The sequence below is a fragment of the Aeromonas genomosp. paramedia genome (assembly GCF_023093515.1).
Taxonomy (GTDB): Bacteria; Pseudomonadota; Gammaproteobacteria; order Enterobacterales; family Aeromonadaceae; genus Aeromonas.
On record NZ_JAAROG010000003.1, the window covers coordinates 170,419 to 196,334 of the forward strand.

Annotated in this window: 26 protein-coding genes; 7 read left to right on the forward strand and 19 right to left on the reverse strand. The window is 63.7% G+C overall.

From position 1 onward, the window contains the following. Nucleotides 1–33 precede the first annotated feature (33 nt). From rlmH to leuS, 6 genes are all read right to left on the reverse strand, one after another. Nucleotides 34–501 carry a 23S rRNA (pseudouridine(1915)-N(3))-methyltransferase RlmH gene (gene rlmH / locus HB860_RS03275; RefSeq protein WP_005298242.1) on the reverse strand — a complete coding sequence of 156 codons (468 nt, stop codon included), beginning with the start codon at nt 499–501 and terminating at the stop codon, nt 34–36. A 6-nt stretch (nt 502–507) separates the two neighbouring features. Then, entirely contained in the window at nt 508–843 is a 336-nt protein-coding gene (gene rsfS, locus HB860_RS03280) for a ribosome silencing factor (protein ID WP_139434100.1), read from the reverse strand. A gap of 213 nt (nt 844–1,056) precedes the next feature. Next, nucleotides 1,057–1,710, reverse strand: coding sequence for a nicotinate-nucleotide adenylyltransferase (gene nadD, locus HB860_RS03285; protein ID WP_247625726.1), 654 nt, complete (start codon nt 1,708–1,710; stop codon nt 1,057–1,059). 64 nt (nt 1,711–1,774) lie between these two features. Next, nucleotides 1,775–2,809: a DNA polymerase III subunit delta gene (gene holA / locus HB860_RS03290; RefSeq protein ID WP_247625727.1), complete on the reverse strand. Its 1,035-nt coding sequence runs from the start codon at nt 2,807–2,809 to the stop codon at nt 1,775–1,777. Nucleotides 2,810–2,836: 27 nt separating this feature from the next. Further along, a complete protein-coding gene (gene lptE, locus HB860_RS03295; RefSeq protein WP_247625728.1) occupies nt 2,837–3,319 on the reverse strand; it encodes an LPS assembly lipoprotein LptE in 483 nt (160 codons plus the stop codon). A gap of 121 nt (nt 3,320–3,440) precedes the next feature. Next, a complete protein-coding gene (leuS, locus tag HB860_RS03300) occupies nt 3,441–6,017 on the reverse strand; it encodes a leucine--tRNA ligase (protein WP_247625729.1) in 2,577 nt (858 codons plus the stop codon). Nucleotides 6,018–6,251: 234 nt separating this feature from the next. Here leuS and HB860_RS03305 point away from each other — a divergent pair, with 234 nt between their 5' ends. Next, on the forward strand, nt 6,252–6,734 hold the full coding sequence (locus HB860_RS03305; protein WP_247625730.1) for a zinc ribbon-containing protein: 483 nt from the start codon (nt 6,252–6,254) through the stop codon (nt 6,732–6,734). A 65-nt stretch (nt 6,735–6,799) separates the two neighbouring features. Here the strand turns inward: HB860_RS03305 and lnt are convergent, their stop codons facing one another. The 5 genes from lnt to miaB all read right to left on the reverse strand — a co-directional run bounded on the left by lnt (nt 6,800) and on the right by miaB (nt 12,509). Continuing rightward, nucleotides 6,800–8,377, reverse strand: a complete 1,578-nt coding sequence (gene lnt / locus HB860_RS03310; protein WP_247625731.1) for an apolipoprotein N-acyltransferase — start codon at nt 8,375–8,377, stop codon at nt 6,800–6,802. Nucleotides 8,378–8,526: 149 nt separating this feature from the next. Next, a complete protein-coding gene (gene corC / locus HB860_RS03315; RefSeq protein ID WP_005329827.1) occupies nt 8,527–9,408 on the reverse strand; it encodes a CNNM family magnesium/cobalt transport protein CorC in 882 nt (293 codons plus the stop codon). Nucleotides 9,409–9,506: 98 nt separating this feature from the next. Continuing rightward, entirely contained in the window at nt 9,507–9,971 is a 465-nt protein-coding gene (ybeY, locus tag HB860_RS03320) for an rRNA maturation RNase YbeY (RefSeq protein WP_247625732.1), read from the reverse strand. Beyond that, complete coding sequence (locus tag HB860_RS03325; protein WP_139435810.1) at nt 9,968–11,026, reverse strand: PhoH family protein; 1,059 nt, start codon at nt 11,024–11,026, stop codon at nt 9,968–9,970. Before HB860_RS03325 ends, ybeY begins: the two co-directional genes overlap by 4 nt. Nucleotides 11,027–11,075: 49 nt before the next feature. Further along, on the reverse strand, nt 11,076–12,509 hold the full coding sequence (gene miaB / locus HB860_RS03330) for a tRNA (N6-isopentenyl adenosine(37)-C2)-methylthiotransferase MiaB (RefSeq protein ID WP_139435807.1): 1,434 nt from the start codon (nt 12,507–12,509) through the stop codon (nt 11,076–11,078). A gap of 226 nt (nt 12,510–12,735) precedes the next feature. On the opposite strand from miaB, the gene HB860_RS03335 reads away from it, so the two are divergent. Then, the gene (locus tag HB860_RS03335; protein WP_247625733.1) at nt 12,736–13,899 is read left to right on the forward strand and encodes an FAD-dependent monooxygenase; all 1,164 of its coding nucleotides are present in this window, start codon (nt 12,736–12,738) and stop codon (nt 13,897–13,899) included. A 33-nt stretch (nt 13,900–13,932) separates the two neighbouring features. After that, nucleotides 13,933–14,511: a cysteine hydrolase family protein gene (locus tag HB860_RS03340; protein ID WP_139435802.1), complete on the forward strand. Its 579-nt coding sequence runs from the start codon at nt 13,933–13,935 to the stop codon at nt 14,509–14,511. Nucleotides 14,512–14,585: 74 nt separating this feature from the next. On the opposite strand, the gene HB860_RS03345 is transcribed toward HB860_RS03340, so the two are convergent. Continuing rightward, entirely contained in the window at nt 14,586–15,500 is a 915-nt protein-coding gene (locus tag HB860_RS03345) for a LysR family transcriptional regulator (RefSeq protein ID WP_247625734.1), read from the reverse strand. A 113-nt stretch (nt 15,501–15,613) separates the two neighbouring features. Here HB860_RS03345 and HB860_RS03350 point away from each other — a divergent pair, with 113 nt between their 5' ends. Both HB860_RS03350 and HB860_RS03355 read left to right on the forward strand, forming a co-directional pair. After that, nucleotides 15,614–15,838 (forward strand): hypothetical protein, encoded by a 225-nt coding sequence (locus HB860_RS03350; protein WP_247625735.1) that lies wholly within the window; start codon nt 15,614–15,616, stop codon nt 15,836–15,838. Further along, nucleotides 15,835–16,497: an HAD-IA family hydrolase gene (locus HB860_RS03355; protein WP_247625736.1), complete on the forward strand. Its 663-nt coding sequence runs from the start codon at nt 15,835–15,837 to the stop codon at nt 16,495–16,497. The genes HB860_RS03350 and HB860_RS03355 overlap by 4 nt, the downstream gene beginning before the upstream one ends. Nucleotides 16,498–16,513: 16 nt before the next feature. Here HB860_RS03355 and HB860_RS03360 read toward each other — a convergent pair whose 3' ends face one another. Both HB860_RS03360 and HB860_RS03365 read right to left on the reverse strand, forming a co-directional pair. After that, complete coding sequence (locus HB860_RS03360) at nt 16,514–17,992, reverse strand: sensor domain-containing diguanylate cyclase (protein ID WP_247625737.1); 1,479 nt, start codon at nt 17,990–17,992, stop codon at nt 16,514–16,516. Nucleotides 17,993–18,101: 109 nt separating this feature from the next. Next, complete coding sequence (locus HB860_RS03365; RefSeq protein ID WP_139435787.1) at nt 18,102–18,704, reverse strand: nitroreductase family protein; 603 nt, start codon at nt 18,702–18,704, stop codon at nt 18,102–18,104. 280 nt (nt 18,705–18,984) lie between these two features. Between HB860_RS03365 and HB860_RS03370 the strand changes: the two genes are divergently transcribed. Beyond that, entirely contained in the window at nt 18,985–20,532 is a 1,548-nt protein-coding gene (locus HB860_RS03370; RefSeq protein WP_247625738.1) for a sensor domain-containing diguanylate cyclase, read from the forward strand. 244 nt (nt 20,533–20,776) lie between these two features. Continuing rightward, nucleotides 20,777–21,253 carry a glycine zipper domain-containing protein gene (locus HB860_RS03375; protein WP_139435782.1) on the forward strand — a complete coding sequence of 159 codons (477 nt, stop codon included), beginning with the start codon at nt 20,777–20,779 and terminating at the stop codon, nt 21,251–21,253. Between the two features lie 53 nt (nt 21,254–21,306). On the opposite strand, the gene HB860_RS03380 is transcribed toward HB860_RS03375, so the two are convergent. The 5 genes from HB860_RS03380 to earP form a co-directional block, all read right to left on the reverse strand. Next, nucleotides 21,307–22,263: a D-2-hydroxyacid dehydrogenase gene (locus HB860_RS03380; RefSeq protein ID WP_247625739.1), complete on the reverse strand. Its 957-nt coding sequence runs from the start codon at nt 22,261–22,263 to the stop codon at nt 21,307–21,309. Nucleotides 22,264–22,384: 121 nt separating this feature from the next. Beyond that, entirely contained in the window at nt 22,385–23,137 is a 753-nt protein-coding gene (locus HB860_RS03385) for a DUF3530 family protein (protein ID WP_247625740.1), read from the reverse strand. A 107-nt stretch (nt 23,138–23,244) separates the two neighbouring features. Next, a complete protein-coding gene (locus HB860_RS03390) occupies nt 23,245–23,856 on the reverse strand; it encodes a DUF2238 domain-containing protein (RefSeq protein ID WP_247625741.1) in 612 nt (203 codons plus the stop codon). A 198-nt stretch (nt 23,857–24,054) separates the two neighbouring features. Next, nucleotides 24,055–24,621, reverse strand: coding sequence for an elongation factor P (gene efp / locus HB860_RS03395; protein WP_011707002.1), 567 nt, complete (start codon nt 24,619–24,621; stop codon nt 24,055–24,057). A gap of 43 nt (nt 24,622–24,664) precedes the next feature. Continuing rightward, nucleotides 24,665–25,840 (reverse strand): elongation factor P maturation arginine rhamnosyltransferase EarP, encoded by a 1,176-nt coding sequence (earP, locus tag HB860_RS03400; RefSeq protein ID WP_247625742.1) that lies wholly within the window; start codon nt 25,838–25,840, stop codon nt 24,665–24,667. Between the last annotated feature and the right edge of the window lie 76 nt (nt 25,841–25,916).

Genomic DNA, 25,916 nt, shown 5'->3' on the forward strand with positions numbered 1-25,916 from the left:
GTATGGGGGCGTGATGTGCCAAGGGATCATGGCTCATTCCCTGTGATACGGATGATTGGTAGTAATGCTCCAGGCCCGGTAGAGGCTCTCGGCCACCAGCACCCGCACCAATGGATGGGGCAGGGTCAGCGGTGACAGGGACCAGCTCTGTTCGGCGGCGGCCTTGCACTCGGGGGACAGGCCTTCAGGCCCGCCCACCAGCAGCGCCACATCCCGGCCATCGAGCTTCCAGGCTTCCAGTTGCACGGCGAGCTGCTCCGTGGTCCAGGGCTTGCCGGGAATGTCCAGGGTGACGATGCGCGAGCGGCCGGCGGCGGCCAGCATGGCTTCCCCCTCCTTTTGCAGGATGCGGGGAATGTCGGCATTCTTGCCGCGTTTGCCCGCGCCTATCTCGACGAGTTCGAACGGCATGTCTTTCGGGAAACGGCGACGGTACTCTTCGAAGCCATGCTCTACCCAGGCAGGCATCTTGGTGCCCACTGCAATCAACTGGATCTTCATCGTTCGTTACGCTTGCACCTGGGTGCCACCCCAGAGTTTCTCCAGTTGGTAGAAGTCGCGGTACTCATCCTGCATCACATGGACGATGACGGAACCCATGTCCACCAGCACCCATTCACCGGTGAGCTGACCTTCCACGCTGAGCAGATCGAGCCCCGCATGGCGGGCCTCGCTGGCCAGGTGGTGGGCGATGGCGCTGACGTGGCGATTGGAGTTGCCGGAGCAGATGATCATGGTGTCCGTGATGCTGGATTTGCCGCGTACATCCAGGGTGATGATGTCGCGGCCTTTCATGTCATCGATCTTGTCGACGATAAAGGCGAGCAGTTCTTGGCCTTGCAATGTCTTCTCCTATCTTCCGGCGCCAGAGGGCGGCGGATTATATCATGGTCACTCCCGTTTCCCAGTCTGGCAAAGGGGAATGGATCCGGGGCCGCCGCCCGTGGGCAAGGCAGGCCCCTGTTGATCACTATAGTGCGCAACCGGGCGGGACAATAGTCAAGCCTGTGCCGGCTGCGCCTCAGGGTGTCGGCTGACAAACCCGCGTGGCGCCGCTCACCGGCCTGGCGATGGCTGATAGAGCCGGTGCTGCCGGATGTAGTCGGCGACCGGGGCCGGCAGCAGGTACCTGGGATCCTGCCCCGCCGCCAGCAGAGCCCGCAGCCGGGTGGCCGACAGCTCTATGGGCAGGTTGTCGGCGATCCAGACATGGCCCTGGCGGTGTCGATGCAGATCCTGCACATCCCGGGTCTGGTGGCGGGCCAGCAGGCTGGCCACTTCGCCCGGGTAATCCGGTTGCCAGCCCGGGCGCTTGCTCACCACCAGGTGGGCATGATCGAGCAGCTCCTGCCAGCGATGCCAGCTCGGCAAGCCGAGCAGGGAGTCCATGCCCATCAGGAAACAGATTGGGGTATCCGGCAGCTCCTGCTTGAGCTCGATGAGGGTGTCTATGGTCCAGGAGGGCTTGTCCCGTTGCAGCTCCCGCTCATCCACCACGAAGCCCGGGTTCTCCGCCGCCGCCAGTGCGACCATGGCGAGCCGCTGCTCGCTGGAGCAGAAGGGGTTGGCGCGATGGGGCGGGATATGGTTCGGGAGCAGGCGCACCTCGGCCAGGCCCAGGGCGTCGCGGGCCTCGATAGCGGGCCTCAGATGACCGATGTGGATGGGGTCGAAGGTGCCGCCCAGGATGCCGATGGGGGCCTTCAGCATGAGATTCTCCCAGTCAGATCATGGAGGGTCCCCAAGGGGCTGGCCCTGCGTTCAACCGGGGCGCTCAGCATGGTCCTGCCTCCAGCAGGGGCAGCGGCGTGCCATCGCGAAAACCCAGGGCTATGGTCTGCAACATCAGCCAGGCCTGCTCGGTGTCGAACCGGCGCTGGGCGTCGTCGAGCCGGGCCATCAGTTGCCACAGCTGCTGTATCTTGCCAACGGGCAGCCGGGTCAGGGCCTGCTGAATGAGTTGCTGGCGGCTCTGCCAGATGCGCAACCGGCTGAAGTGTTCCACCAGCGGCTGACCGGCGCGGGCGGCCAGGGCCAGCTCGGTGAGCTGCTCCAGCTCCCGGCACAGGGTCCAGGCCAGCATGCCGGGCTCGGTGCCCTCGGCCCGCAGCGCCAGCAGGATGCGCTGGGCCCGGTTCACCTTGCCCTCCAGCAGGGTATCGACGAGCTGGAACGGGGTGAAGTGGGCGTGCCGTATGATGGTCTCTTGCAGATAGGCGACGCTGATGGGCTGGGGCGGGCCGAGCAGGGTCAGCTTCTCTATCTCCTGGCTCGCGGCCAGCAGGTTGCCCTCAAAGGCGTGACACATGAAGTTGACCGCATCCGGCAGCGCCTTGAGGCCGAAACGCTGAAATCGTGCGCTCATCCAGCGCGGGAAAAAACGGGGCTCGGGGTGATTGACCGGCACATAGGTGCCGCTCTGGCTCAGCTTGTCGAACCAGGCTGCCTTCATCTGGGTCTGGTTGAGACGCCCCCCCGAGAGCACCAGCAGCAGGTCGGGATGAAGCTGCTTGCCGATCTCCGTGATGCGGGCGGCGAGATCCTTGTCGACCTTGGCGGGCAGCTCCAGCTCGATGATCTGGCGGGCCGAGAAGAGGCTCATGGCCTGACAGGCATCATAGACCTGATTCCAGTCCAGCCCGGCTTCCACCACGAAGCTGTGGCGTTCATCGAACCCCTGTTTGCGGGCCACCTGGCGCACGGCGTCGATGGCCTCGAGCTTGAGCAGCGGCTCGTCACCAAAAACGAGATAGCAGGGCTTGAGCCCTGCCTTGAGATGATCGCTGAACTGCTCGGGATAGACTCTCATCAACACACTCTCATCAAGATACGCACATCAGAACTTGACCTGGCTCAGCTGACGGATCACCAGGTTCGCGGCCTGCTCCTGCATCTCCTTGCCAAGCTGCTCCTGCTCGCGGGAGGAGGCCAGCGCCGCATCCGGCTTGTTCAGGAAGCTGCGGTTGAAGGTGATGGGGAAGACCTGGGTCGGTTTGCCCGGCATGGAGACGGTGAACTGGGTGTTGTAGCCCAGCAGGTACTCACGGGCCTGGCCGATGGAGTCGACCGAGGCAACCTGACTGGTGCTGCCGACGCCGGACAGGGTCAGCACCGGAATGCCCTCCTTGTCTGCCAGGGTCACCCCGGAGGCCTTGAGGCGGGTGGTCACCAGCCGATAGAAGTCGCTCTTGTTGTCACCGACCACCTTCATGGTCATCAGCTCCGGGGGGATGGCGGTTCCCCGCATCTGAAAACCGCAGGCCTGCAGCAGCAGGCCCGTCAGCATGATGGCAATCCAGCGAGTGAGGGACATGCCCATGTGAATTCCTCTTTGCATCAAGTGAAGAACGGCGGGCGCTTGCCCGCCGTCACATATGGATTCAGACCCCGGCAGCCCTCCTCCCCCGACAGGGGGAGGAGGTCGGGAGTGCTGGTCATCCTCAGTTTGCGACTATGTTGAGCAGCTTGCCCGGTACGTAGACCACCTTGCGTACTGTCAGGCCTTCGGTGAACTTCTGCACCGAGGCATCGGCCATGGCCAGCTTCTCGAGGTCGGCCTGGCTTATCTCGGCCGGGACGGTCAGCTTGCCGCGCATCTTGCCATTGATCTGCACCACCACCAGCTTCTCGGTCTCGACCATGGCCGCTTCATCCGCCACCGGCCAGGCCGCGACGTCGATGTCCCCTTCCTTGCCCAGCATCTTCCACAGCTCGAAGCCGATGTGCGGGGTGATGGGGTAGAGCATGACGACCACGGCTTCCAGCGCTTCCTGCATCAGGGCGCGGTCCTGCTCGTCAGAGCCCAGCTTGGCCAGGTTGTTCATCAGCTCCATGATGGCGGCGATGGCGGTGTTGAAGGTCTGACGGCGACCCACGTCATCGCTCACCTTGGCGATGGTCTTGTGCAGCTCGCGGCGCACAGCCTTCTGCTCGTTGGAGAGGGCGGCGGCATCCAGTGCCGGTGCGGCACCTGCAGAGACGTGCTCGAAGGTGGTGCGCCACAGGCGACGCAGGAAGCGCTGGGCGCCCTCTACGCCGGAGTCGGACCACTCCAGGGTCATGTCGGCCGGGGAGGCGAACATCATGAACAGGCGGACGGTATCGGCGCCGTAACGCTCCACCATCAGCTGCGGGTCTATGCCGTTGTTCTTGGACTTGGACATCTTGGTCATGCCGGAGTGGATCACCTCGCGGCCCTCAAGATCGACGGCCTTGGTGATGCGGCCCTTGTCGTCACGCTCCACCTTGACGTCGGTCGGGCTGACCCAGACGTTGCCGCCCTTCTCGTCCTTGTAGTAGAAGGCGTCGGCCAGCACCATGCCCTGGCAGAGCAGGCGCTTGAACGGCTCGTCGCTGTTCACCAGGCCTGCGTCCCGCAGCAGCTTGTGGAAGAAACGGGCGTAGAGCAGGTGCATACAGGCGTGCTCGATACCGCCGATATACTGATCCACCGGCAGCCAGTGGTTGGCGGCCGCCGGATCCAGCATGCCCTTGTCGTAGTCCGGGGAGCAGTAACGGGCGTAGTACCAGGAGGACTCCATGAAGGTGTCAAAAGTGTCAGTTTCCCGGAACGCTTCCTGGCCGCTGTAGGTGGTCTTGGCCCACTCGGCGTCGGCCTTGATGGGGCTCTGGATGCCGTCCATCACCACGTCTTCGGGCAGCAGCACCGGCAGTTGATCTTCCGGGGTCGGGACCACGGTGCCGTCAGCCAGGGTCAGCATGGGAATGGGGGCACCCCAGTAACGCTGACGGGAGACGCCCCAGTCACGCAGGCGGTAGTTGACGGTACGCTTGCCGTGACCGAGGCCTTCCAGCTTGCTGGCGATGGCATCGAAGGCGCCCTGGAAGTCCAGACCGTCGAATTCGCCGGAGTTGAACAGCACGCCCTTCTCGGTGTAAGCCGCTTCGCTCACGTCCACGTCGCCATCGACCGGCTTGATCACCGCCTTGATGTCGAGGCCGTATTTGGTGGCGAACTCGAAGTCACGCTGGTCGTGGCCCGGCACAGCCATGACGGCGCCGGTGCCGTAGTTCATCAGCACGAAGTTGGCGACCCAGACCGGCACCTTGCGGCCATCCAGCGGGTGAATGGCGTACAGGCCGGTGGCCATGCCCTTCTTCTCCATGGTCGCCATGTCAGCCTCGGCGACCTTGGTGTGCTTGCACTCCTCGATAAAGGCAGCCAGCTCGGGATTGGTTGCGGCAGCCTGGGCGGCCAGCGGGTGACCGGCGGCAATGCCCACATAGGTCACGCCCATGAAGGTGTCCGGGCGGGTGGTGTAGACCTCCAGCTGCTCGTCCTGACCCTCGATATTGAAGCTGATGTTGACCCCTTCGGAGCGGCCAATCCAGTTGCGCTGCATGGTCTTGACCATCTCCGGCCAGCCTTCCAGATTGTCGATGTCGCTGAGCAGCTCTTCGGCGTAGTCGGTGATCTTGATGAACCACTGGGGGATCTCTTTCTGCTCCACCGGGGTGTCGCAGCGCCAGCAGCAGTTGTCGATCACCTGCTCGTTGGCCAGCACCGTCATGTCGTTCGGGCACCAGTTGACGGAGGAGGTCTTCTTGTAGACCAGACCCTTCTCGTAGAGCTTGGTGAAGAACCACTGCTCCCAGCGGTAGTAGTCCGGCTTGCAGGTGGCAAGCTCTCTGTCCCAGTCATAGCCCAGACCCAGCATCTTCAGCTGGTTCTTCATGTATTCGATGTTTTCGTAGGTCCAGGGGGCCGGTGCCGTGCTGTTCTTGATGGCGGCGTTTTCCGCCGGCAGACCGAAGGCGTCCCAGCCGATGGGTTGCAGCACATTCTTGCCATTGAGCCGTTGATAACGGGAGATCACATCACCTATGGTGTAGTTACGCACGTGCCCCATGTGTAGACGACCAGACGGATAAGGGAACATGGAGAGGCAGTAGAACTTTTCCTTGTCTACTTTCTCCACGGCCTTGAAGGTTTTCTTGGCATCCCAGTGCTGTTGCACTGCTGGTTCTATGGATTGGGGAACGTATTGCTCTTGCATTGGTGACATCCGGATCTGTGAAATGAATAGATAAATCAGCTGGGAAATCCCGATAGAATACCCATATCCTGCGGCGGCAACAACCGCCAGCATCCGCCCGGCCTCAGGCCGCCCCGGGCAGCATCGAGGTTTCACGGAGCAGCAGGGGTGACAGAGGGCGGCAACCACCGCCAGCACGGCTCAGTCTCTGGCTCAGGCCGGGCACGATCAGGGTTCAGCAGAGGAGTAATGGCCATGGACAAACGTCGACAAGGGTATGAAGCCTTCATCGCCCAGCTCAAGAAGCAGTGGGAGGAGACCGAAGAGTTTCAGGGAGAGCGCCTCAACCGGATGATCGCCAAGGTACAGGCCTATCTGGAGGCGGCCGGCGATCTGACCCAGGACGAGCTGGCGCTGATCGCAGAATACGTGAAGCGGGATCTCGGCAACTATGACGAGAGCCGCGCCGAGGTGCCCGAGTCCGCCTTTATGCTGGCATTGAAGGATACAGTGTGGTCCTGGCTGGCGGACGTGACCGACCGCGCCCAGGTGGAGTGGAGCGAGCTGGCGGACGAGCTGGAACACAAGGGCATCTATCGGGCTGGCGACTGGGTGGGGCTGGGGGTGCTGGTATGCGATCACTGCGAGTGGCGCCAGACTGTGCTGCACCCGCAGCAGCTCGGTACCTGCCCAGAGTGCGGGGCCAACGAGTATCATCGCGAACCGCTCTCACCTTGACATAGGGTGATGAGGTTATAAAAAAGAGGCGCCCTTGGGCGCCTCTTTTTATGTTCTTAACATGCTCAGAGCTTGCGCGCCCAGGGGTGGGCGCGGGGGCGCAGCACCAGCGCCAGGCCGAGCAGCAGGGCGGCCAGCGCGTACATGGGCCAGCTGCCAAAGCGCAGGTAGGGGGTCGCGCCGTGGGCGGGGCGCACCTCGGTTCTCAATACCCCCGCCTCGAACTGGGGGATCTGGGCGATGATGCTGCCGTCTATCTCGGTGACTATGGTGATGCCGGTGTTGGTGTCGCGCAGCAGCGGACGGGCCAGCTCCAGGGCGCGCATCCGGGCTATCTCCATGTGCTGCCAGGGGCCTATGCTGGTGCCGAACCAGGCGTCGTTGGAGACGGTCAGCAGGAAGTCGGTGTCCGGCTGCACATTACGGCGCACCTCGTCCGGGAAGATGATCTCGTAGCAGATGGCGGCGGCGAACTTGAGCCCCTTGGCGATCAGGTTCGGTTGCACCGCATCTCCCGGGCTGAAGGAGGACATGGGCAGGTTGAAGAAGGGGGCTATGGGGCGCAGCAGATCTTCAAACGGCACATATTCGCCGATGGGCAGCAGGTGGTACTTGTAGTAGCGGTTCTTGTGCTCGTAGTGATAGGACTCCTTGCCGTCCAGATCCTGCACCCCCATGCCGAGCACGGTATTGAAGAAACGCTGCTGCTTCAGATCGTAATGGATGATCCCCGCCAGCAGGCCGGTGTCGTTCACCTTCATCGCCTTGTCCAGGCTCTCCAGATAGGTGCCCATCTCCTTCTCGATGGCCGGGATCGCCGATTCAGGCCAGATGATGATGTCGGCGTCCTGATTCTCGCGGCTGAGATCCTGATAGGTGCGCACCGTGGGGATCAGGGCCTCGGGATCCCACTTGAGGGACTGGGCTATGTTGCCCTGCACCAGGGCCACCTTGACCGGCTCGCCCCGGGTCACCCAGTTGAGCTGCATCAGCCCCTGGGCGGCACCGACCAGCACGACGGGCAGCAGCAGCCAGGCGGGCTTGCGGCTCTGCCAGGTGAGCCAGAGGGCGGAGGTGGTGAGCAGCAGGGCGAGCGTGATGCCCTGAACCCCGAGGATGGGGGCGAAGCCCTTGAGGGGGCCGTCTATCTGGGTATAACCAAACCAGAGCCAGGGATAGCCGGTCATCACCCAGCCCCGCAGCCAGTCGGCCATCAGCCAGAGCGCCGGGAAGGCGAGCAGCCAGCGGCTCCAGTGGCGGCCGCCAAAGAAGCGGGCGAAGACCCAGCAGGCCAGGGTCGGGTAGAGGGAGAGATAGGCGCAGAGGCCGGCCAGCAGCACGAAGGCGGCGGGCAGCGGGATGCCGCCAAACTCCGTCATGCTGACATGGATCCACCACTGTCCGGGCAGAAACAGCCCCATGGCATAACCGAAGCCGCGCCAGGCCGCCTGTTTGGGGTTGGCCTTGTCCAGCAGGGCATAGAGGCCAAGCAGGGAGAGGATCACCAGAGGCCAGTAGCCGAAAGGGGAGAAGGCCAGCACGGCGATGGCGCCAGAGGCCAGGGCGAACAGGCTTGTCAGAAGTTTCGATTTCACGGGGGATCGGGGCTCGAATTGGGCTGAATAATGTGGAATGGCCGACATCTTAACCGCAAACCGCGCCAACGACGAGCCTCCCGGCCAGCCGGATGTCGAAGGGGCGCGCAGCAGGGGAATGGGAAGGCGCAAGGGCGGCAGAATGACAAACGCCCCTGAGTGCAGGGGCGTTGATTGACGGCGCGGAGAGGGCGGGATCAGGACTCCGGCTGGGCCGCCGCGTGATTCTCCGGGATCTTCACCTGCAACTGCTGCAGGCGGCGACGGTCCGCGTGCATCACCTTGAACAGATAGCCGTCCAGCTCAATCTCCTCGCCCTTCTTGGGCAGGTGGCTGAAGGCGTGCATCACCAGGCCGCCCACGGTATCCACCTCTTCATCGCTGAACTGGGTGCCGAAGAAGTCGTTGAAATCCTCGATCTCGGTCAGGGCGCTGACGGAGAAGACCCGCTTGCTGATGCGGCGGATCTCTTCCGGCTCATCCTCGATGTCGTCAAACTCGTCGTCGATCTCGCCGACGATAAGTTCCAGTATGTCTTCTATGGTCACCAGACCGGAGACGCCGCCGAACTCGTCCACCACTATGGCCATGTGGTAGCGCTCTTCGCGGAACTCCTTGAGCAGGCGATCGACCCGCTTGCTCTCCGGCACTATCACAGTGGGGCGCAGGATCTTCTCGAGCTGCAGCGGCTCGCTGGCGTGATGGCCGCCAAAGCCGAACGGCAGCAGATCCTTGGCGAGCAAGATACCCTCCACGTGATCCTTGTCTTCGTTGATCACCGGGAAGCGGGAGTGGCCGGATTCGATGATGACGGGCAGGAAGTCGTCCACCGGCTGGGACTTCTCTATGGTCACCATCTGGGAGCGGGGGATCATGATGTCACGCACGCGCAGCTCGGCAATTTCGAGCACGCCTTCGATCATGTCCTTGGTGTCCTGATCGATGAGGTCACGTTCTTCCGCATCGGCGATGACTTCCACCAGATCGTTGCGGTCTTTTGGCTCGCCCTGGAAGAGTTGGCTGAGCTTGTCGAGCCAGGTTTTCTTCGGCGAGCCGGTACTAGGGTGATCGTCGGTCATTTTCTCTCTTGGTTACTCGTGTGAACACAGGGGATATTGTCTTGGTTATATAAGGATGACAGCGGCGTGTTTCAATGCCGTGATCGCCTCGTCAGCCCTTACTCTTCATCATTTAGATAGGGGTCGGGGAAACCGAGTTCCTGCATGATGTCGCGCTCGAGCGCCTCCATCTCCTCGGCCTCCTCGTCCTCGATATGGTCATAACCTAGCAGATGCAGACTGCCGTGCACAACCATGTGAGCCCAGTGGGCCATGAGGGGCTTGCCCTGTTCGACCGCCTCGGCCTCGACCACCTGGCGACAGATCACCAGATCCCCGAGCAGGGGGAGTTCCATGCCGGGGGGGGCTTCGAACGGGAAGGAGAGCACGTTGGTGGGCTTGTCCTTGCCGCGATAGGTGTGGTTGAGCTCGCGGCTCTCCGCCTCGTCCACCAGGCGCACCGTCACCTCGGCCTCGTCCTGGAAACCCGAAATGGTGCCATCGAGCCAGCCTTGCAGCTGGGCTTCGGTCGGCAGGCCGTCGGTGCTGGCGCAGGCCAGCTGCAGATCCAGGGTCACGCTCATTGGGCACTCTCTTTGCTGGTGTTCTCGTTACGGGTATTGGGGGCGCTCTTCTCGGCCGCCTGCTGGGCGTCGAACGCCTCGTAGGCCTGCACTATGCGGGCCACCACGGGGTGGCGCACCACGTCTTTGGATTCGAAGAAGTTGAACGACAGGCCATCGACCCCCTGCAGTACTTCCAGGGCGTGGCGCAGGCCGGATTTGGTGCTGCGCGGCAGATCCACCTGAGTAATGTCGCCGGTGACCACCGCCTTGGAGTTGAAGCCGATGCGGGTCAGGAACATCTTCATCTGCTCGGTGGTGGTGTTCTGGGCCTCGTCCAGGATGATAAAGGCGTCATTCAAGGTTCTTCCGCGCATGTAGGCAAGCGGTGCCACCTCTATGATGTTGCGCTCCATCAGCTTCTCGACGCGCTCGAAGCCCAGCATCTCGAACAGGGCGTCGTAGAGGGGGCGCAGGTAAGGGTCCACCTTCTGGGAGAGATCCCCGGGCAGGAAGCCGAGCTTCTCACCGGCTTCCACCGCCGGGCGGGTCAGCAGGATGCGGCGGATCTCCTGGCGCTCCAGGGCATCCACGGCGGCGGCCACCGCGAGATAGGTCTTGCCGGTACCGGCCGGGCCAATACCGAAGCTGATGTCGTGGCGCACTATGTTGGCGATGTACTGGGCCTGGTTCGGGCTCCTCGGCTTGATGAGACCACGCTTGGTCTTGACCGTCACCTCCTTGCCATAGGGCTGGGATGAGACCGCTTCATCGTCCTGCTCCAACACACGGGACTCCTGCACCGTCAGGTGCACCATCTCCGGGGTGATGTCATTCACCTTGCCCCCCTTGAGGGGCTGGGTCTCCACATAGAGGTGCTTGAGGATGGCGGCCGCCGCATCAATCTGGGCCTGCTTGCCGAGCACCTGAAAGTGGTTGTCACGGTAGCTTATCTCGATGCCGAGACGGCGCTCCAGCTGCTTGAGGTTGTCGTCAAAGGGGCCGCACAGGCTGGCGAGACGCAGGTTGTCGGCGGGCTCCAGGTGCAGGTTCAGGGTCGAGATGTGTCGGCTCAAAATGTCCTCGTATCGGCTGTTCCCCCCGCCCTCGGGAGGGGGGAGAAAATTAATGGGGTCTGAAGGCCGCCACCCCGAGATCATCGGGGACGTTATCCGGGCGGCGAGCCAGGATTTCGCTCGGCGCGGTGGCGATGCGCAGATTCATCTCGTCCTCGCCGCGGATGAAGCGGCCACGCAGGGAGTAGGGGCGCACGTCGGTGATCTCCACGTCGGCGAAGCCGCCGATGAGGCGGTGCGGCCCCTCGAAGTTGACCACCCGGTTGTTCTCGGTACGGCCACTGAGCTGCATGGGATCCATCTTGGAGGGGCCCTCCACCAGGATGCGCTGTACCGAGCCCAGCATGGCGCGGCCGATGAGCATGGACTGGTGATTGATCTGGTTCTGCAGGCGGGTGAGACGGGCCTTCTTCACCTCCATGTCGACGTCGTCCGGCAGATCGGCGGCCGGGGTGCCGGGGCGCGGGCTGTAGATGAAGCTGAAGCTCATGTCGTAGTTGATCTCCTCGATGAGCTTCATGGTGGCCTCGAAATCCTCGTCCGTCTCGTTCGGGAAGCCGACGATGAAGTCGGAGCTCATGGTGATGTCGGGACGGGCGGCGCGCAGGCGGCGGATCTTGGACTTGTACTCCAGCACTGTGTGCGGGCGCTTCATCATGGTCAGGATGCGATCCGAGCCGCTCTGCACCGGCAGGTGCAGGAAGCTGACCACTTCCGGCGTGTCCTTGTAGACCTCGATGATGTCGTCGGTAAATTCGATGGGATGGCTGGTGGTGTAGCGAATGCGGTCGATGCCGTCGATGGCGGCCACCAGGCGCAGCAGCTCGGCGAAGGTGCAGTCATTGCCATCGAAGGTCGGGCCGCGGTAGGCGTTGACGTTCTGACCGAGCAGGTTCACCTCGCGCACCCCCTGCTGGGCGAGCTGGGCGATTTCGTAGAGCACGTCGTCGAGCGGCCGGCTCACCTCCTCGCCGCGGGTGTAGGGCACCACGCAGAAGGAGCAGTATTTGGAGCAGCCTTCCATGATGGAGACGAAGGCGGTGACCCCCTCGGCGCGGGGCTCCGGCAGGTTGTCGAACTTCTCTATCTCGGGGAAGGCGATGTCCACCTGGGCGCCGCGTCCCTCCTGGACCTGCTTGATCATGGCGGGCAGGCGGTGCAGGGTCTGGGGGCCGAAGACGATGTCCACATAGGGCGCCCGGCTGCGCAGGGCTTCCCCCTCCTGGGAGGCGACACAGCCCCCCACGCCGATCACCAGTCCCGGTTTTTTCAGCTTGAGCTTCTTCCAGCGACCGAGCTGGTGGAACACCTTCTCCTGGGCCTTTTCACGGATGGAGCAGGTGTTGAGCAGCAGGACGTCTGCCTCCTCGGGCTCTTCGGTCAGCGTGTAACCATTGCTGGCGTCCAACAGGTCGGCCATCTTGGACGAGTCGTACTCGTTCATCTGGCAGCCCCAGGTCTTGATATGAAGTTTCTTGCTCATTGCTACTCTTGACTGTGTTTGAGATCGGCAGGGTCAAAGGACCGGCCATTTTACTCCGCAATCCCGGTGCTGACCAGTCTGGGGCCGCGCCGCCGCCATATGGTCTGGCCCGTCGCGGCAATTGCCCGCCTGACGCACTGTTTATCCGGTCTCCTTGCGTTATCATGCCCCATTCGGTTCGCCCCTCTCTTCCTTGTTCGGGGCGACCCCTTGCAGGAATCAAGTTATGGAACAGTGTGATATCGCCATCGTCGGCGCCGGCATGGTGGGCGCCGCCACCGCCTGCCTGCTGGCGGCAGAGGGTCTCAACGTGCGGGTCATCGAGACCCGGTTGCCGGAACATTACGCCCCGGATCAGCCGCTGGATCTGCGGGTCTCCGCCATCAGCCAGGCCTCGGTGGCGCTGCTGGACAAGGCCGGCGCCTGGTCGCATCTGCAGCAGATGCGGCTGTGCCCCTACCGCCGGCTGGAGACCTGGGAGCTGGACGGCTTTGCCACCCGCTTCGACGCGGCGGATCTGGGGCTGCCCCAGCTCGGCTACATCATAGAGAACCGGCTGGTGCAGATCGCCCTGCTGAGGCGAATGGAGGATTTCCCCAACATCCAGACCCACACCCCGGCGGCTGTGGTCCGGCTGCAGCAAGGTGCCGAGCACGCCAGCCTGCTGCTCGATGACGGCACCGAGCTGCAGGCGCGCTGGGTGCTGGCCTGCGACGGCGCCGAGTCGCTCACCCGCCGCCTCGCCGGGATCGGGGTGTCGCGCTTCGAGTACCGCCAGCACTGCATGCTGATCAATATCGACACCGAGTTCGAGCAGGAAGACATCACCTGGCAGCAGTTTACTCCGCAGGGCCCGCGCGCCTTCCTGCCGCTGCCCGGCCGGCACGGCTCCCTGGTGTGGTACGACAGCCCGGCCCGCATCCGGGCGCTCACCGCCATGAGCAACGAGAAGCTGGGGGAGGAGGTGCGTCGTCACTTCCCGGCCCGGCTCGGCGGCTTCACCGTCACCGGCAAGGGGAGCTTCCCCCTGGTGCGCCGCCACGCCAACCACTACCACGCCGGACGGGTGCTGCTGCTCGGCGACGCCGCCCACACCATCAACCCGCTGGCGGGGCAGGGGGTCAACCTCGGCTTCAAGGACGTGGCCTGCTGGGCCGAGCTGCTCGGCAAGGCGGGGGCTGACTGGCACGACATCGCCCTGGCCAGCCGCTACGAGCGGCGTCGGCACCCCGACAACCTGCTGATGCAGTCTGGGATGGATCTCTTCTACGGGGTGTTCAGCAACGACATAGGGCCGCTGCGCCTGACCCGCAACCTGGCCCTGACCCTGGCGGACAAGGCGGGCCCGCTCAAGGAGATGGCGCTGCGCTATGCTCTGGGGCTGGTGTAAGGGGCCGGATATTGACGCCGAGGAGGCAGACCCATGAACAAGGCATTGCTGGTGATCGACTTTATCAACGACATCGCCCACCCGGACGGACGCATCGCCGCCTCGGCGGCCCATGTGCAGGAGCAGGATGCCATTCTCCATGCCAACCAGGCGCTGGCCCATGCCCGAGCGAGGGGCTGGCTGGTGGTGCTCATCAAGGTCGGCTTCGATGGCGGCTATCTGCTGCAGCCCAAGGGCTCCCCCATGTTTGGCCGGGCCCACCAGCTCGGCGCCCTCTCCCTGGCTGAGGCAGGCACCGACTTTCACCCCGAGCTCGACGTGCAACCCGGGGATCTGGTGCTGACCAAGCCCAGGGTCAGCCCCTTCTACGGCACGGCGCTGGAGCCCGCACTGCGGGCCAATCACATCGATCACCTCTATCTGTGCGGCGTCAGCACCGGCTGGGCCATTCAGGCCGCCGCCCGGGATGGCCACGATCGGGACTACGCCATCACCATACTGGAAGATGCCTGCGCCGCCGCCGATGCCAATGAGCATCATGCCTCCCTGCGCCAGCTCGGCCGCATCGCCGAGGTGATCAAGGTGGCCCGGCTGTTGTCAGATCCCGGCTGAGCCTTGAGGGCGCGCACATCAGATGATGTGTGTGTCCCTTCTCCCGCCCTTCCTGCCAGCACGAGAGTGCGTGCTCATCCGTTTGCCTTGCCGCCGTTTTGTTCCGCCTCCGGGTGCATGACCCTGACCAGGGTCAGGAAGCGATCCCGAATGGGATCCGCAAAGTCGGGGTTCCACACCAGGCTTATCTCCCACTCGGACCAGGGGCCGGACAGGGGATAGAGGGTCACGTCCTTGCCCGCGATGAAGCCGACGCTGCGGGGCAGTATGGCGTTGCCTATGCCGGCGGCCACCAGGGCCACCAGGGTCTGGATGTCTTCCGCCTCCTGGATCATGCCGGTCAGCCGGTTGGCGCCGAGGAAGCGCGCGATCTGCTGGCTGAGGCCGGGGCAGCGGTGGCCCACCATCTGCAACAGCGGCTGCGTGGTCAGCGCCCGCTCCACGTCGAACGCAGCCGGATCCGGCCCCGTCATCTGGCTCGGCACCGCCAGCACCAGCCGGTCGGTCAGCAACCTGTGCTCCCTCAGCTGTGGCGCCTGCGGCCTTCGCATAAAGCCGATCTGCAGCCGCCCCGCCAGCAGCAGATCGTGCTGGACGGCGGAGGTCATGTCCTGCAGGTGCACCATCACATCCGGGGCCTGCTGCTTGAAGCGGGCCACCAGGGAGGGGGCCAGTGCGAAGCTCGACAGCCCGAACCCTATCTTGAGGCGCCCGGCAGCGCCACTCGCCAGCGCCAGGGCGTGGTGCTCGAATCCCTTGCCGTGTTCCACCAGGGCGCGGGCCTGGGGCAGCAACTGGGTGCCGATGGCGGTCAGCTCGGCGCCGTGGCGGCCCCGGTTGAACAGGGTGCTGCCGAGCGCCAGCTCCAGCCCCTGGATCTGCTTGGTCAGCGCCGGTTGCGTGATGAAGAGCCGACTGGCGGCCTCCCGGTAGTTGGCGGTCTCGGCCAGCATGACGAAGGCCTGCAGCTGTCTTAAGTCGAATTTCATTCCATTTGGTTATCTAATGTGGCGATTTATTGATTATAAATTATCTAACACCCTTGTTCTAATGGTCTCGAAACGGGCCTTTGGCCCTCTGACCAGCCACAAGGAGTCATGTCATGTCGAGCGAACGCTATCTGTTCTTGATCAAGGGAAGCCTGGTAATGGCCCAGCCACTGGCTGCGCCGGAGACGGGGGAGCTTCTGACCAGCCTGTTGCAGCAGGGATTTGCCGTCGGGCCCCTGCCGGTGTGGGCGAGCAATACCGAGCAGGCGCTCGCCTGCTATGAGCAGTCGGCCCAGCGACAGGCCTTCGTCGACGTGCTGGCGGGGAGAACCCCATGACAGTGCTCACCCTGAGGGCCGAGGCCCTGTTGCTGGACATGGACGGCACCCTGGTGCACTCCACCACCGAGGTGGAGACCGTCTGGCGGCTCTGGTGCCAGGGCCATCGGCTGGATCCCGCGCCTGTGCTGGCCATGTGCCACGGGGTGCGCTCGCGGGAGGTGATACGCGCACTGGCGCCACAGCTGGGTCTGGCCAGGGAGGTGGCGCTGCTCGACGAGCTGGAGATCCAGCATGCGGGAGTGGCCGAGCCGATCGCCGGGGCCCGCACCCTGCTGGCAGCCCTGCCGCCGGCGCGCTGGGCGCTGGTGACCTCCGCGAGCCAGCGGGTGGCGCGGCACCGCCTGGCCAGTGCCGGGCTGCCGTTGCCGAGATGGTTGATTGGGGCAGAAGATGTGGAGCGGGGCAAGCCGGATCCCGAGCCTTACCTGCTCGCGGCGCGCCACCTTGGCCTTGCCCCTGCCGACTGTCTGGTGTTCGAGGATGCCCCGGCGGGGATACGCAGCGCCCTGCAGGCCGGTTGTCAGGTGGTGCAGATCGGGGGCGACAAGCGGTTCGATGGCGGGGTCAGGGCGCGGCTGGAGGACTGGCGGCAGATCCGGCTGACCGAGGACGAGGCTGGCCTGCAGCTTTGCATGGCAAGCCTGCTGCCGGACTGAGGCTGCCCTCTTTGAGTCAAGGGGGATCCGAGTCCATGGCGGGCGCCGCCTCCCCCGAGCACCTGTCTGCCTCCTCGCCCCCGTGCAGCTCCACCCGGTTGCGGCCATGATGCTTGGCCCGATAGAGGGCCTGATCGGCGCGGGAGAGCAGCCTGTCCAGATTGAAGTGACCCTGGTGCTGGCAGGCTATCCCTACGCTCACAGTGACCGAGACCGGCTTGCCTTCCCCATCCAGAACCTTCAGCCGGGCAACCGCCTCCCGTAGCCGCTCGACCACGTCCAGCGCCCGGGCCCCGGTGGCATCGGGCAGCAGCACCGCAAACTCCTCGCCCCCCAGCCGGCCGAACAGGTCTTCCTGGCGCAGATGCTGGCTCACCGTGGTGGTGAAGGCCTTCAACAGCCTGTCGCCCGTCTCGTGACCATGGTGGTCGTTGATGCCCTTGAAGTTGTCCAGATCCAGCATGCAGACCGCGAGGGGGCGTTTCCCCCGTTCCAGCTTCTCCGCCATCTGTTCGGCACCGGGCCAGAAGCCGGCCCGATTGAGGACGCCGGTGAGGTGATCGTGGTGCGCCAGGTATTCCATCCTGCGCAGCAGGTTATTGCGTGTCGCCATTATGCTGGCGGCGGTGAGCGGGGTGAGGGCAATCAGCATGACGCCGATCCGCACCGAGAACATCCAGTACTGGGTCTGGACATCCTGACTGATGGTCAGATAGCCGTTGGAGAGGGCGAGCAGGATCAGGGTGCTGAAGGAGAGCGAGAGCAGGCTGGTGGCAAAGACGGAGTAGTTGATGGCGCACCAGAGCAGGGCCGGGACCGGGAAGGCAATGGAGCCAGGCCCCTCGATCAGCAGGGTCAGCAGCAGGGTGCCAACCAGGCTCAGCAGGGGCAGCAGCCTGCGCCAGGAGATATTCGTCTGATACAGGAGGCGGCGCCAGTCCGGCAGTGTGCCCGGCGGGGGCAGGGTCAGGATCACCGGCAGTATGGCCATGTAGTTGACCAGCTCGCTGGCGAACCAGAAGCCGAGCCCGTAGAGGTGTGAGCCCTGAAACAGCATGGGGTTGATCGCCGCCCCCACCAGGCCGGCGGCGAGGGAGGCCGTCATGGCGATCAGCAGCAGATAGACGATGGAGGCGGGCCGCCGGAGCCGCTTGTCTTCGAGATCCAGCCGGCGGAACAGCAGGTAGCCGACGCTGACGCCAGCCAGGTTGCCGAGGGTGAGCAGTGCCGTCTTGAGGGGCGGGTCCTCGGTGAACAGGGAGGCGAGCAGATAGCCCAGCAGGCCCCCCAGCCAGCCTGGGGGCGAGGCCAGGCGCGGGTAACGCAGCAGTATGCCGAGCAGGACGGCATTGGCGGGCCAGAAGGCCGCCAGCAGGCTGGGAGGCCGGGTGAAGATGCCGACAAGTGAAAACAGCAGGATGATGGTGGCGACACAGAGCAGGGCAAACAAGGGATAGAGAGTGGACAAGATACGCTGGCGTCTGGCTTCTCCCATGCGTCTCTCCTGAGGGCGGTTGGCGTGATAGCCCTGAGTATGGTTGCACACCATGGAAAATGCGGGGGAAGCAGGGGCAAAGGCCCCCTCGGCGAGGGGGCCTGAGGGGTTAGCCGAAGACCCGGAAACGGACCTCGTCATCCATGAAGGTCTTGTCACCGGCCGGTTGCTCTATGCTGCCAAAGGGCATCTGGGCACGGAGCAGCCAGCTGGCGGGCAGGTCCCACTCCTTGCGGACCGCCTCGTCGATCAGCGGGTTGTAGTGCTGCAAGGAGGCGCCAATGCCTTCCTGGGCCAGGGTGGTCCAGACCGCAAACTGGGCGATCCCGGTGGCATGTTCGGACCAGATGGGGAAGTTGTCGGCATAGAGGGCGAACTTCTGCTGCAGATCCTGGATGACGGCGGTGTCCTCGAAGAACAGCACGGTGCCGAAACCGGCGCGGAAGCTGCCGTTGACCTTGGCTTCGCTCTGGGGATAAGCCTCTGGCGGCACAATCTTTTTCAGTTCAGCTTTGACGATGTCCCACAGCTTGTGGTGCTGCTCGCCAAACAGGATGACGGCACGGGAGCTCTGGGAGTTGAAGGAGGAGGGGCTGTGCTTGACGGCATCCTTGATGAGGGCCGTCAGCTGGGCCTCGGAATGGGTCACCTGGTCACCCAGGGCATAGATGGTACGACGTACTTTGATCTGTTCGATAAACGGACTGCTCATAACATCTCCTTGGTTGATGAATCGTGGCTGCCAGCGTTGCCGACAAAGGTCATCTGGCTCCGATTTCTCGAGTGATGGACTATAACACCTTCTGTGCAAGAAACCGTCAACGCTGGGTGATGACTGTTTCTACTTTTTATGGATATTCACATGACCAAAGCGGGTATGCCCCCTTGATGTCTTTGTTGTCATTAACGGTGGGGTTAATGACTTCAATCAATATGTTGGTGGTGTTTTCAACTATAAAATGCATGCCACACGACATTTTATAGAGAGTGGCATGGCTGCAACCATCATCAAGGAACGCTACTACATACTGACGCCGCTGTCGTTTCTGCTCGGTGCCCTGGTGCTGGTCGCCACCCTGTTGCTGGCGGCGACCAGCTACCTGCGCAGCATCGACAAGACCCTGGCCGGCTATAACCACATGCTCACCTCCATCGATGCCACCCTGATCCACGAGATGGTGCTGGCCAATCGACGGCAGCTCGGCGTGCTGGAAGCGTCCCTGGACAAGCAGGCCATTGCGAGGGGCGGCTCGGCCATCAACGGGATCTGGGCCATAGCCCACCAGTTCAAGCACGACGCCCACTTCCTCTACTTCTACAACACCCGCTTCGACCGTTTCGACAGCTATCCCGACTGGCAGATGCCGACCGGCTACCAGGTGCAGAAGCGCCCCTGGTATCAGACCCTGGCCAGCGACAGCGACGAACTGGTCTGGTTTGGTCCCTACCAGGAGTTCGGCGGCAACGCAGAGGTCCTGACCCTGATCAAGCGGGTCAAGGATGACGAGGGGCAGCTGCTGGGCCTGCTGATGGTCGACATGTCGTTCAACTCGCTGCAGGCGGCGCTGCGACGGGCGATGGGCAGCGATCAGGCCGCCATCTACATCACAGAGCGCAAGGGCGGCCGGCTGGTGGTCGGGCACAATCTGTCACTGCTGCCCGCGGTGTCCGGCACGCCGAGCCAGGGCGCCGTGTTGAACGTGATCCGGGAGGGCTGCTACCTGAAGCAGCCGCTGTCGGATATCGACTGGGATCTCAACATCTATCTGCCCCCCGCCCACTTTCATGGCAACCTGCAAGATACCCTGCTGATGGTGGTGCTGCCCGCACTGGCGCTGCTCGGTATCTGGCTGTGCAGCCTGTTGTTTCTGGTGCGGATCTTTCGTCAGGAGCAGACCCTGGTGCAGCGCTCCCTCAGCGGCCTCGTTCAGGATGAGGCGCTGATGGAGATCCAGCTGCGCCAGCGCACCTGGTTCGTGCACGGCAGCCTGGGGGAGATCCATCAGGTGAGAAACAGCCTGCTGCAGGGGCAGGATGCCCTGCTGCACGATCCTCTCACCGGCATCATGAACCGGCGTGCCTTCGAGCAGGACAGGGCCAGGCTGGCGCAGGAGGATAGGCCCCACTGGCTGGTGCTGTTTGATGTGGATTGCTTCAAGCGCGTCAATGACAGCTGGGGGCACGGGGTGGGGGATGCTGTGCTGTTCCGGGTGGCCACCATCATGGCAAGAACCCTGGGAGAGGCCCAGGTCTACCGCATCGGGGGGGATGAGTTCGCGGCCCTGCTGCCCTGGGAGCGGGAGGAGGTCGAGGATCGCCTGACCCGTCTGCTGGCCCGGGTGCGGGCGCTGCAGTGGCGCGAGTTTGAGGAGTCCATCACCCTGAGTGCGGGCGGAGCACACTACCCGGATGACGCCGCAGCCCTGCTCGATCGAGCGGACGAGTGCCTGTACCAGAGCAAGCGGCAGGGACGGGACTGCTGGCATCTGTCCGCCACTTCGCCTCCCTCCAAAGGGGCTGTAGTGACAGTATCTGTCTGACCGCCATCGGGAGAAAAAGGGCCTGAATGGCCGGGAAAGGGGTCACGGTGGGGATAATTTCCCATGTGACCTTTTTTTTTAATTCATTTTCAGTCGGTTAGCCCATGTGATTGGGCAATGTCGCGAAGGAGAGACAGTCAGCCTGTCGGCGAAGACGCCGTAATCCCGGTAGCGGAGTCCGGGGCGCTTTGTATAGTGCAGGGAAAAATAATCAATCAGACATCAGGTTTGACAGGAGTACCCCATGGAGATGAACAAATACGGCATGAGCGCGGTGGCGCTGCTGGGCGCGCTGCTGTTGGGCAATGGTCAGGCGCAGGCGTCCGAGACCCTCAACACCATACTCGGCGGCGGTGTCGGCGGGGTGGCGGGCACCATGATAGGCAAGCAGCTGGGGGGCGACACCGGCGCCCTGGTGGGGGCCGCCGTCGGCGGCGCGGCGGGCGGTGCGGCGACGGCCGACAGGGGCAACAAGAATGAGGCTGCCCTGGGTGGCGCCGTCGGTGCCCTGGGTGGCGCCGCCATCGGCAAGAGCGTGGGTGGCAGCACGGGCCAGCTGATCGGCGCCGGCATTGGCGGGGCCGGTGGCTCCGCCATCGGTGCCAGAACCGGCGATAGCCACGAGAGCAAGAACGAACGCTATTACGACGACAGGCGCTATCACAAGCACCACAAGAAATACAAGAAGCACCGCAAGCACAGATGGCATGACGACGACTGAGATCTGCCAGGAGAGAGAAAGGGGCCCAGGGGCCCCTTTTTCGTGTCCGTCCTCTAGACCAGTCGGTGCTGGCGCCTGCCGAGGGCGAAGGCGTTGATGTTGTCGATCAGCTGATCCGCGAGGCGCTGCATCGACTCCTCGCTGGCCCAGGCCACATGGGGCGTCAGGATGAAGTTGGGGTAACGCAGCGCCTGCATCAGGGGGTGGTTGGGGGGCGGCGGCTCCACGCTTGCCACGTCGAACCCGGCACCGCCGAGGCGACCGTTGCCGAGCGCCTCCAGCAGGGCCTGCTCGTCCACCAGGCCGCCGCGGCCCACGTTGATGAGCAGGGCCCCCGGTTTCATCATGGCCAGCTCCCGCTCCCCGATGAGGTGGTGGGTGTAGGGAGTGAGCGGGCAGTGCAGGCTGATCACATCCGAACTCTGCAGCAGGGCCTCCAGGGGCAGTCTGTCTTCATCCCCGGGGGCGCCGACCTGGCTCTGGGCATAGAAGACCTCCATGCCGATGGCGCTGGCCCGCTGCCCCAGGGCCTGACCCAGGGTGCCCTTGCCTATGATGCCGAGGTGCTTGCCGTGCAGATCCATGATGGGGTGATCGAAGAAACAGAACTGGCCGCTCTGCTGCCAGCGCCCCTCTTGCAGGGACTGGTGCCAGGCGAACAGGTTGCGTGACAGGGCCAGCATCAGTGCCATGGCGTGTTCGGGGACCGAGGGGCCCGAATAGTTGCGGATGTTGCACACGGCGACATTGGCGGCGCGGCACGCCTCCAGATCCAGGTTGTCGCTGCCGGTGGCCGCCAGGGCGATCAGGCGCAGCTCCGGCAGCTGGGCCAGCTCGTCCTTGCCGATGCGGATCTTGTTGATGATGGCGATGCTGGCGCACCTGAGCCGCTCCACCACCTGTTCCGGTCTCGTCTCGGGGTAGCTTTGCCAGTGATGGGGGAAATCGGGGCGACGCAGATTGATGCCGGCGTCCAGGGTGTCACTGTCGAGAAACACGATTTGCTGCATGAAGCCTCCTGCCGTTCGCTGCCGCGTGGGAGTCGCCATGATGCCAAAGATGGGGGGCGGCTGACCAGCACGGATGCAGACGGGCCGGATGGCCCAACTCCATGCTCTCTAGCAGTTCGGGTCAGATCCAGCCCAGATGGGTCAGCCAGCCCTGGATGCGCCCCGGCGTTTCGTCCAGTGCCATCAGGGCATAGGGGCGGTAGTTGAGCTTGTGGCTGCGGCGACTCTCGCTCTGGCGCGCCTCGGCCGCCAGCAGGGGCCAGCGCCCCCCGTCTTCCTGATAGAGATCCAGGGTGGGAATGCTGGCCTGGGCCACCTGCTTGGCCAGGGTCTGGTTGCTCAGCTGGTTGGGAAAGAAACCGTCGAGCAGCACCAGGGCATCGGGGGCGGGCAACTGTTCGCTGGTGATGAGGTTGGCGGCCCAGGCCGCGCTGGTGCCTTGCGCCAGCAGCAGCTTGAAGCCGCCCTCCTGCAGCTTGGCGTCACCTAGCTTGACGATGCGCTCGGCAAATTGCTGGCGAAATGCGTCAATGTTCTCCTGCTTCTTCTCGGAGGCCGGATCCAGCTCTGTCTGCTGGGGGGAGGGGAGCAGCAGCAGGGTGTCGAAGCCGAGTCGCCCCAGCTCCCGGGTCAGCTGCCACAGCTGGCCGCTGCGCTGCCAGTCCGGCAGCAGGATGGCGAGCCCCAGGTAGCTGTCGCCGTCGTGCTTGGCAAAGAGCACCCGCTGCTTGTCGATCCGGGTACTGTCAGACATCCCCTTCCAGTCGCTCTCCTGCCAGTGATCGAGCGGGGCTGGGGGCGAGATCTCGTTGGCCGGCAAGGTGGTGCTCGCCAGCAGGGTCAAAAACAGCAGTGGTAAGGATAATCTGGCCATGATGCGCTCCCCGGTTGACTGGGTTAGCGGCGGCGTGCCGGATTTCTGAAGGGGGTCGGGGGAATCCACGAGAAAGAGGGAAGGGGCAAGCCCTTCCCTCGACGGGCTCAGGGCCGGGCAAGCCTGCCGAGCTGGCGGTCGTGCAGGGGGGAGAGCAGCAACAGGGCGCTGACGGCCCCCACCAGGGCACAAAACATGTCGGACTGGGTATCCCAGGGATCCCCCTGGGTGCCGAGGAACTCGTCGGCGCCCTGACCCAGTGCCAGTGCGGCGCCCCACTCGATGAGCTCATAGCTGGCGCTGACGGCGAGCACCACGCAGATCACCAGAAACACCAGCATCTTCTTGCCCTGCACGTGGTGGCCGCGCAGCAGTATCTCGCGGCAGGCCAGGGCGGGCACGAATCCCTGGAAGAAGTGGCCAATCTTGTCATAGGGGTTGCGACTGAGATCGAACCACTGCTGCAGATCGAAACCGAGCGGCACCCGGGCATAGGTGTAAGCGCCCCCCAGCATCAGCACGGCCCCGTGCAGGAAGATGCACAAGTAGAGCAGGCTGGTGAGGGGGTAGCTGCGCTGGCTCAGCAGCAACAGCGGCACGACGATGAGCACGGGGGCGACTTCCAGCAGCCAGGTGACCCTGTCATAGGGTTGCCAGCCGGAGAGCACCAGCAGGACCAGGGTGAGCAGCAACAGCAGGAGTTTTTGATGAGATGTCATAGGGAGCCTGTGGCGAAGGAAGAACCTGACTTCATGGTGTAGCCCCAATCGGCGCGAGACGAAAGGGGGCAGGGGAATTCTCCCTCAATGGGCGGGCCGCTGTCACTGACCGGGGCTGAATGATCGCAGGGCCGGTGCCCATAAAGAAAAAGCGAGCCTGGGGCTCGCTTTTTTCAACACGGGCGTGAAGCCGTCAACTCAGTTGACGCGACGCTTGAACTCGCCGGTGCGGGTGTCGATTTCGATCTTGTCGCCGATCTCTACGAAGGCGGCAACGGCCAGCTCGTAGGTGGTGCCTTTCAGGCGGGCCGGCTTGGTCACTTTACCGGAGGTGTCGCCACGGGCGGCCGGCTCGGTGTACTCGACTTCGCGAACGATGGTGGTCGGCAGTTCGACGGAGATGGCTTTCTCGTTGTAGAAAGTCACTTCGCAGATGTCTTCCATGCCGTCAACCATGTAGTTCAGGGCGTCACCCAGGTTGTCTTTCTCGACGTCGTACTGGTTGTACTCGGTGTCCATGAAGACATACAGGGGGTCGGAGAAGTAAGAGTAGGTGCACTCTTTACGCTCCAGCTGAACGACTTCCAGCTTGTCGTCGGCCTTGAATACGGTCTCGGTGGCGCTGCCGTTCAGCAGGCCTTTCAGCTTCATCTTGACCACGGCGGAGTTACGGCCGGATTTGTTGAATTCGGCTTTCTGGACCACCATCGGCTCGGTACCGATCATGACGACGTTACCAGCGCGGATTTCCTGTGCGGTTTTCATGTAAAAATTCCTGTTCGTATACGGGCAGATAAAAACTGCCAGATTATATACGGCTTTCTAAAAATTTCACCAGCCGAGTGACGAGATCCCCATCGGCAAGCAACTTCTGTGACCAGCTTCGCGCATGTTGTTGCCAAATAGTACCGAATTGCGGCCATTGGGCCCAGAGTTCGCGCACATCCTGCCCATGGTTGAGGGCATGGTTGAAGGCGCGCAGCCACTGGCCGCCATCGGCGGGCAGCGCCCCCAGATAGTGATCGAGGAAATCATCCAGCTTGGCAATGTGAGCCTGATCGTCCTGGGGATAGATGTGCCACAGGAAGGGCCGTGCCGCCCACTGGGCCCGCACGAAGGAGTCCTCGCCGCGCACCAGGTTGAGATCGCAGCTCCACAGCAGCCGATCGTAGCCCGCCTGGCTCGTCATCGGCAGCAGCTTGATGGCGAGCTGGCCCGATTGCAGCAGATCCCCCGCCCGGGCCGTGCCGATGGCACTCTCAAGCCCTGCGCCGCTGAGCACGTCGGGGAGGGCGCGCCCCATGGGCAGCAGCAGGGTGACCGGGGTGGCGCCCTGGCTCCAGCACTGGACCAGGCTTTTCAGCGCCTCGCTCTCGTAGGTGAAGAGGCTGATCCGCAGCTCGTCTTGCGCCCTGGGCGACAGCCCCAGGCTCGCCCAGTAGGCGGCAAGGCCAGCCTCATCCTGCTGCCACCGCTCCCGTTCGGCGATGAGCCCCTGCTCGCACAGCAAGCCACCGGTTTTAGCCGTGAAGCCCGGGAAGAAAAAGTATTTGTTGAGACTCTGGTTACCCACCCGCTGGGGGGAGGCGAGGCCGTGGCAATCCTCGACCCAGCTCTCCGCCGAGAGATACTCCAGATTGATCCAGCAGGGGGGCGGGCTCTGCTCGGCCATGCGTTCGATGAAGGGGGCGGGCAGCTCGCAGGCAAAGGCTTCTATGACGACCTTGGCCGGGATGGCATCCGCTGGCAGGGGGCCCTGCCAGCGCTGGATGTGAATTCCCTCAACCCACTGGCGATCCCGCGCGGGATCCAGCCCCGGGCAGATGCGGGCGAAGCTCGCCAGATCGTCCACCCAGAGTCGCACCTCTCCATGCCCCTCCCGCTCCAGCTGGCGGGCCAGCCGCCAGGTGACGCCGATGTCGCCGAAGTTGTCCACCACGGTGCAGAAGATGTCCCAGTCAAAGGGGGGCAGGGGGCTTGTCATGGCTCGGGGTTCCAGATGCAAAAAACCGGTGCGCAGGGTAGCACACCGGTGACTTGGCTTCTAACCGTCAGCGCGT

What these genes read in the sequence shown, in the direction of transcription:
- lnt (WP_247625731.1), bottom strand. Translation starts at nt 8,377, where the DNA reads ATGTCGGCCATTCCACATTATTCAGCCCAATTCGAGCCCCGATCCCCC.
- HB860_RS03355 (WP_247625736.1), top strand. Translation starts at nt 15,835, where the DNA reads ATGACAGTGCTCACCCTGAGGGCCGAGGCCCTGTTGCTGGACATGGAC.
- HB860_RS03305 (WP_247625730.1), top strand. Translation starts at nt 6,252, where the DNA reads ATGGACAAACGTCGACAAGGGTATGAAGCCTTCATCGCCCAGCTCAAG.
- rlmH (WP_005298242.1), bottom strand. Translation starts at nt 501, where the DNA reads ATGAAGATCCAGTTGATTGCAGTGGGCACCAAGATGCCTGCCTGGGTA.
- HB860_RS03390 (WP_247625741.1), bottom strand. Translation starts at nt 23,856, where the DNA reads ATGACATCTCATCAAAAACTCCTGCTGTTGCTGCTCACCCTGGTCCTG.
- HB860_RS03340 (WP_139435802.1), top strand. Translation starts at nt 13,933, where the DNA reads ATGAACAAGGCATTGCTGGTGATCGACTTTATCAACGACATCGCCCAC.
- ybeY (WP_247625732.1), bottom strand. Translation starts at nt 9,971, where the DNA reads ATGAGCGTGACCCTGGATCTGCAGCTGGCCTGCGCCAGCACCGACGGC.
- corC (WP_005329827.1), bottom strand. Translation starts at nt 9,408, where the DNA reads ATGACCGACGATCACCCTAGTACCGGCTCGCCGAAGAAAACCTGGCTC.
- HB860_RS03380 (WP_247625739.1), bottom strand. Translation starts at nt 22,263, where the DNA reads ATGCAGCAAATCGTGTTTCTCGACAGTGACACCCTGGACGCCGGCATC.
- earP (WP_247625742.1), bottom strand. Translation starts at nt 25,840, where the DNA reads ATGACAAGCCCCCTGCCCCCCTTTGACTGGGACATCTTCTGCACCGTG.
- HB860_RS03335 (WP_247625733.1), top strand. Translation starts at nt 12,736, where the DNA reads ATGGAACAGTGTGATATCGCCATCGTCGGCGCCGGCATGGTGGGCGCC.
- holA (WP_247625727.1), bottom strand. Translation starts at nt 2,809, where the DNA reads ATGAGAGTCTATCCCGAGCAGTTCAGCGATCATCTCAAGGCAGGGCTC.
- HB860_RS03385 (WP_247625740.1), bottom strand. Translation starts at nt 23,137, where the DNA reads ATGGCCAGATTATCCTTACCACTGCTGTTTTTGACCCTGCTGGCGAGC.
- efp (WP_011707002.1), bottom strand. Translation starts at nt 24,621, where the DNA reads ATGAAAACCGCACAGGAAATCCGCGCTGGTAACGTCGTCATGATCGGT.
- leuS (WP_247625729.1), bottom strand. Translation starts at nt 6,017, where the DNA reads ATGCAAGAGCAATACGTTCCCCAATCCATAGAACCAGCAGTGCAACAG.
- HB860_RS03375 (WP_139435782.1), top strand. Translation starts at nt 20,777, where the DNA reads ATGGAGATGAACAAATACGGCATGAGCGCGGTGGCGCTGCTGGGCGCG.
- miaB (WP_139435807.1), bottom strand. Translation starts at nt 12,509, where the DNA reads ATGAGCAAGAAACTTCATATCAAGACCTGGGGCTGCCAGATGAACGAG.
- HB860_RS03350 (WP_247625735.1), top strand. Translation starts at nt 15,614, where the DNA reads ATGTCGAGCGAACGCTATCTGTTCTTGATCAAGGGAAGCCTGGTAATG.
- nadD (WP_247625726.1), bottom strand. Translation starts at nt 1,710, where the DNA reads ATGCTGAAGGCCCCCATCGGCATCCTGGGCGGCACCTTCGACCCCATC.
- lptE (WP_247625728.1), bottom strand. Translation starts at nt 3,319, where the DNA reads ATGGGCATGTCCCTCACTCGCTGGATTGCCATCATGCTGACGGGCCTG.
- HB860_RS03370 (WP_247625738.1), top strand. Translation starts at nt 18,985, where the DNA reads ATGGCTGCAACCATCATCAAGGAACGCTACTACATACTGACGCCGCTG.
- HB860_RS03365 (WP_139435787.1), bottom strand. Translation starts at nt 18,704, where the DNA reads ATGAGCAGTCCGTTTATCGAACAGATCAAAGTACGTCGTACCATCTAT.
- HB860_RS03360 (WP_247625737.1), bottom strand. Translation starts at nt 17,992, where the DNA reads ATGGGAGAAGCCAGACGCCAGCGTATCTTGTCCACTCTCTATCCCTTG.
- HB860_RS03345 (WP_247625734.1), bottom strand. Translation starts at nt 15,500, where the DNA reads ATGAAATTCGACTTAAGACAGCTGCAGGCCTTCGTCATGCTGGCCGAG.